This window comes from Sphingomonas sp. CCH5-D11 (assembly GCF_001557395.1).
GTDB lineage: Bacteria > Pseudomonadota > Alphaproteobacteria > Sphingomonadales > Sphingomonadaceae > Sphingomonas.
Genome location: NZ_LSKH01000349.1, coordinates 1 through 1,009, shown reverse-complemented (window position 1 = coordinate 1,009; position 1,009 = coordinate 1). Strand labels below are relative to the sequence as shown.

Sequence of the window (1,009 nt, the reverse complement as noted above, 5' to 3'; positions counted from 1 at the left end):
GGGGCGGGGGCGCATGTGCTGCTGCACGGCCGGCGTGCGGCGCCGCTGGAGGCGCTGGCGGCGACCATCGCGGCTGACGGGGGGCGCTGCGAGATCGTGACGGCGGACCTTGAGAGCGACGGCGCGGCGGCGGCGCTGGCGGCACGCGGCGCGCCGGTCCATATCCTGGTCAACAATGCCGGCGCACGCGACCGGCGCGACATGGCGGCGCTTGACCGGGCGGCGGTGCGCCGGCTGCTTGAGATCAACATGATCGCGCCGTTCGACCTGGCGCGCCAGATCGCGCTGCGCATGCCGGCGGGCGGGCGGATCATCAACATCACCTCCATCGCCGGGCCGATCGCACGCGCGGGCGACGCGGCCTATACGATGAGCAAGGGCGGGCTGGAGGCGATGACCCGCGCGCTGGCGGCGGAGCTTGGGCCCCGCGACATCACCGTCAACGCCGTCGCGCCCGGCTATTTTGCGACGGACGCCAATGCGGCGATGGTGGCCGATCCGGAAATCGCCGCGCATCTTGCCCGACGCACGTCGCTTGGCCGCTGGGGCCGGCCGGAGGAAATCGCCGGCGCGGTCCTGTTCCTCGCCTCGCCCGCCGCCTCCTATGTGACGGGGCAGGTGCTGGCGGTGGACGGCGGCTATCTGGCGCATTTCTGACGAAACGGCACGGGACGGGACGGGACCGATGGCGAAGCGCAAACGCCTGCTGCGGGCGACCATGGCCGACGGCTATGTCAAGGTGATCGGCCCCACCGCGAGCGCCTTCACCCATTATTGGCGCATCGTGGCGCACCTGGGCGGCGGGCGGACCGAAGTCTTCTGGGGTCATACCAAATCGCTGCGCGAGGCGACCGGCAAGAAAGCGGCGGCGGAAGAAGCGGCCAAGCAACGTGGCTGGGCCAGCTATGACTTCGAGGTGGTGGCTCTGGAGGAGCTTTGAATCCCGACGATTCCGGCTGCAGTGCTGCGCCCCGGGAAGTGCAGTAGTTTGACAGATCTGTGAATCGTC

Annotated in this window: 2 protein-coding genes; both read left to right on the top strand. The window is 70.2% G+C overall.

Going from position 1 to position 1,009, the window contains the following annotated elements:
* Positions 1-657: SDR family oxidoreductase (locus tag AX702_RS20975; protein WP_066782279.1), on the top strand; the 657-nt coding region annotated here is incomplete at its 5' end.
* A gap of 28 nt (positions 658-685) precedes the next feature.
* On the top strand, positions 686-940 hold the full coding sequence (locus AX702_RS20970) for a hypothetical protein (protein WP_066782278.1): 255 nt from the start codon (positions 686-688) through the stop codon (positions 938-940).
* The last annotated feature ends 69 nt before the right edge of the window (positions 941-1,009 follow it).